This is a genomic window from Micromonospora sp. D75 (assembly GCF_018070405.1).
Taxonomy (GTDB): domain Bacteria; phylum Actinomycetota; class Actinomycetes; order Mycobacteriales; family Micromonosporaceae; genus Micromonospora; species Micromonospora chalcea.
The window spans coordinates 1-4,349 of record NZ_JAGPXV010000520.1 but is presented as its reverse complement, the minus strand read 5'-3'; the positions used below and the strand labels follow the sequence as shown (position 1 = coordinate 4,349).

The 4,349-nt window shown below is 77.4% G+C and carries 1 protein-coding gene; it reads right to left on the bottom strand.

Annotation, left to right across the window (positions count from 1 at the left end; genetic code table 11):
- A partial coding sequence (locus KBX39_RS24545; protein WP_210872716.1) for a type I polyketide synthase occupies window positions 1-4,349 on the bottom strand: 4,349 nt, incomplete at both ends.

Genomic DNA, 4,349 nt, shown 5'->3' with positions numbered 1-4,349 from the left:
GCAGCGGGGTGAGCGTCCCCCGTTCGAAGAGCCCCAGCAGAACGACCAGCATGCGCTGCACCTCGTCGGGCTCCTGCAGGGTCAGGTCGAAGGCGGTATAGGCCACCCCCGGATGGTCGACGGCGACGCGGGCGGCGTCGCGGATGTCGGTCTTGCCCATCTCGACGAACCGCCCGCCGCGCGGCAGCAGCCGCAGCGAGGCGTCGACGAACTCGCGGGCCAGCGAGTCCAGCACGACGTCCACGCCCCGGCCGCCGGTGGCGTCGGTGAAGCGGGTCTCGAAGTCGAGGGTCCGGGACGAGGCCAGGTGCTCCTCGTCGAGGCCGAGCGCGCGCAGGGCGTCCCACTTGGCGGGGCTGGCGGTGGCGTACACCTCGGCCCCGAGGTGGCGGGCGATCTGCACGGCGGCCATGCCCACGCCGCCGGCCGCCGCGTGCACCAGCACCGACTCGCCCCGGGTGAGCCCGGCCAGGTTGACCAGCCCGTGGTACGCGGTCAGGAAGACCACCGGCACGGACGCGGCCTCGACGTACGACCAGCCGGCCGGCATCGGGGCCAGCAGGCGGCGGTCGGTGACCGCGACGGGTCCGAAGCAGCCCACGAAGACACCGAAGACGCGGTCGCCAGGGCGCAGGTCGGTCACCTCGGCGCCGACCTCGACGACCTCGCCGGCGCCCTCGCCGCCGAGCGGGCCCGCGTCGCCCGGGTAGAGACCGAGCGCGTTGAGCACGTCGCGGAAGTTGAGGCCGGCGGCGCGGACGCGGACCCGGACCTCGCGGGGGCCGAGCGCGGCGTCGGCGGCGTCGGTGGCGACCAGGGTGAGGTTCTCCAGGCTGCCGCGCACCGGCGCGTCCAGCCGCCACGCGGCGGCGGGCGGTGCGGGCAGCTCGCCGGCCGACCCGGCCCGCGCCAGCCGCGGCACGTACGCCGCGCCGACCCGGATCGCGGCCTGCGGCTCGTCCGCCGCCAGGTGGGCGGCCACCTCGTCCGGGCCGATCCCGTCGCCGTCGACGTCGACGACGACGATCTGGCCCGGGTTCTCCGACTGGGCGGAGCGCACCAGGCCCCACGCCGCCGCGGCGGCCGGGTCGGTCACCTCGCCGGCGTGGTGCACGGCCACCGCGCCCCGGGTCACCAGCAGCAGCCGCGACGCCGCCCAGCGGGGCTCGGTGAGCCAGCGCCGGACCAGGTCGAGGGCCTGCACGGCGGCATGGCGCGCCGCGCGGGGGCTGGGCTGCGCGGGGTGCGCGCCGAGCGGCACGAGCACCGCCCCGGGCAGGGCCAGTCCGGCGTCCACCGCGTCGGCGAGCCCGTCCAGCCCGTGGTGCAGCGGGAACCCGTCCAGGCCGGGGGCGACGGCCACGGCGTCAACCGGGGTGGCCGTCTCGACGGGCGGCAGCGGCGTCCAGTCGACGCGGAACAGGGCGTCGCGGGTGGCCCGGTCGTCGGTGACGGCCAGCTCGGTGGTGGAGATCGGGCGCATCGTGAGGGCGGCCACCTCGGCCACCGGGGCGCCGGTCGGATCGGCGACGGTCAGCGCGATGGCGTGCGGCCCGACCCGGGTCAGCCGTACCCGCAGGGCGGTGGCCCCGGTGGCGTGCAGGCTGACGCCGTTCCAGGCGAACGGCAGCAGGAGCTGGCCGGCCCCGGCCCCGGCGAGACCGCCGAAGTGCGCGGCGTGCAGGGCGGCGTCGAACAGGGCAGGGTGCAGGCCGTACCGGTCGGCGTCGACCCGCTGGGCCGCCGGCAGCTCCACCTCGGCGTAGACCTCGTCGCCGCCGGTCCACACCGCGCGCAGGCCCTGGAACGCCGGCCCGTACGCGTACCCGTCGGCTTCCAGGCCGGCATAGAAGCCGGTCAGGTCGACGGGCCGGGTGTCGGGCGGCGGCCAGGCGGTGAGCTGCGGCGACACCGCGGGCTGGTCGGCGCGGAGGGTGGCGCTGGCGTGCCGGGTCCACGGCTGTCCCGCCGGCGCGTCGGCGGGCCGGGAGTGCACGGTCACCGGCCGGCGTCCGTCGCCGGCGCCCGCGCCGACCGCCACCTGCACCTGCGTCGCGCCGTCGGCGGGCAGGGTCAGCGGGGCCTCGATGACCAGCTCGTCGAGGAACGGGTGGCCGACCTCGTCGCCGGCGCGCAGGCAGAACTCCACCAGGCCGGTGCCGGGCACCAGCACGCTGCCGGTGACCCGGTGGTCGGCCAGCCACGGCTGCGCGTCGGCCGACAGCCGCCCGGTGAACAGGTGGCCCCTCGTCTCGGCCAGCACGACCGACGCGCCGAGCAGCGGATGACCGGCGGCGTCCAGACCGGCGGCGCCGACGTCGCCGGGGCCGGAGACCGGCCGGGGCCAGTAGCGGCGGTGGGCGAACGCGTACGTGGGCAGGTCGACGCGCCGGCCGCCGGCCAGTGCGGGCCGCCAGTCCACCGCGACCCCGGACACGTGGAGCTGGGCCAGGGAGAGCAGGAACCGCTCCCGGCCGCCCTGGTCGCGTTGCACCGAGCCGACCACCACGGCATCGCCGTCGTGGTCGGCGAGGGTCTCCTCCACGCCGACGGTGAGCACCGGGTGGGGGCTGCACTCGACGTACGCGTCGTGGCCCTCGGCGGCCAGCGCGCGGATCGCCCGTTCCAGCTCGACGGGCCGGCGCAGGTTGCGGTACCAGTAGTCGGGCCCCATCTCCTCGCCGTCGAGCCAGCGCAGGTCGGTGGTGGAGAACAGCGGCACGGCGGCCGGGCCGGGGGCGATGCCGGCCAGCACCTCGGCCAGCTCGTCGCGGATGCGTTCCACCTGGGCGGAGTGGGAGGCGTAGTCGACGGCGATGCGCCGCACCCGGGCCTGCTCGCCGGCCAGCTCGGCGAGCAGTTCCTCGACCGCCTCCGGCTCGCCGGAGACCACGACGGCGGCCGGCCCGTTCACGGCGGCGACCGAGATCCGCTCACCGAAGCGGGCGATCCGATCTCGGACCGTGTCGGCCGGCAGCGCGACGGAGGCCATCGCCCCGTGCCCGGCCAGAGCCCGTAGCGCGCGGCTGCGCAGCGCCACCACCCGGGCCGCGTCGGGCAGGGAGAGCACCCCGGCGACGCAGGCGGCGGCGATCTCGCCCTGGGAGTGGCCGACCACGGCGGCCGGCTGCACGCCGTACGAGCGCCACAGCTCGGCCAGCGACACCATCATCGCGAACAGGGCGGGCTGCACGACGTCGACCTCGTCGAGGCCGGGCGCGCCCGGCGCCTGGCGCAGCACGTCCAGCAGTGACCAGTCCAGGTACGGCCGCAGCGCCGCGTCGCAGGCCGCCATGCGTTCGGCGAACACGGGGGCCTGGTCGAGCAGGTCCAACCCCATGCCGAGCCACTGGGAGCCCTGCCCGGGGAAGACGAAGACGCACCGGCCGGTGGGCCGCGCCTCGCCGCGCGTGACCGCCGGGTCGGGCCGGCCCTCGACCAGCGCGTCGAGGGCGTCGGCGACCCGCTGCGCGGACGCGGCCACCAGCACCGCTCGGGAGTCGAAGGCGCCCCGGCTGGTGGCCAGCGACCACGCCACGTCGAGGGGCCGCTGGTCGGGCCGGGCGGCGAGGTGCTCCCGCAGCCGCCGCGCCTGGCCGGCGAGCGCCTGCGGGGTACGCGCCGACAGCAGCCACGGCAGCGCGCGCTCCTGCGGCGGCTCGGATTCGGCGGCCTCCGGCGGCGCCTCGGCGACCGACTCGACGATCACGTGGGCGTTGGTGCCGCTGATGCCGAACGACGAGACGCCGGCGCGCACCGGCCGGTCCGCCGCCGGCCACGGGCGGGCCTCGGTGAGCAGCTGCACCGCTCCCGAGTCCCAGTCGATCCGCGAGCTGCGGCGCTCGGCGTGCAGGGTGCGGGGCAGCCGCCCGTGCCGCATGGCGAGGACCATCTTGAGCACGCCGGCGACGCCGGCCGCGGCCTGGGTGTGCCCGAGGTTCGACTTGACCGAGCCGAGCAGCACCGGCGCGGCGCCGGCCGGGCGCTGCCCGTACGTGGCGAGAATCGCCTCCGCCTCGATGGGGTCGCCGAGTGACGTGCCGGTGCCGTGCGCCTCCACCACGTCCACGTCGGCGGCACTCAGCCCGGCGGCGCCCAGCGCGGCCTTGATGACCCGTTCCTGCGACGGTCCGTTCGGGGCGGTCAGCCCGTTCGACGCGCCGTCGGAGTTGACCGCCGAGCCGCGCACGACGGCCAGCACGGGGTGGCCCCGGCGGCGGGCCTCGGAGAGCCGCTCCACCACCAGCATCCCGACGCCCTCGGACATGCCGAAGCCGTCGGCGTCCTCGGCGAACGCCTTGCACCGCCCGTCGGCGGCGAGACCGCGCTGGCGGCTGAAGCCGGTCAGC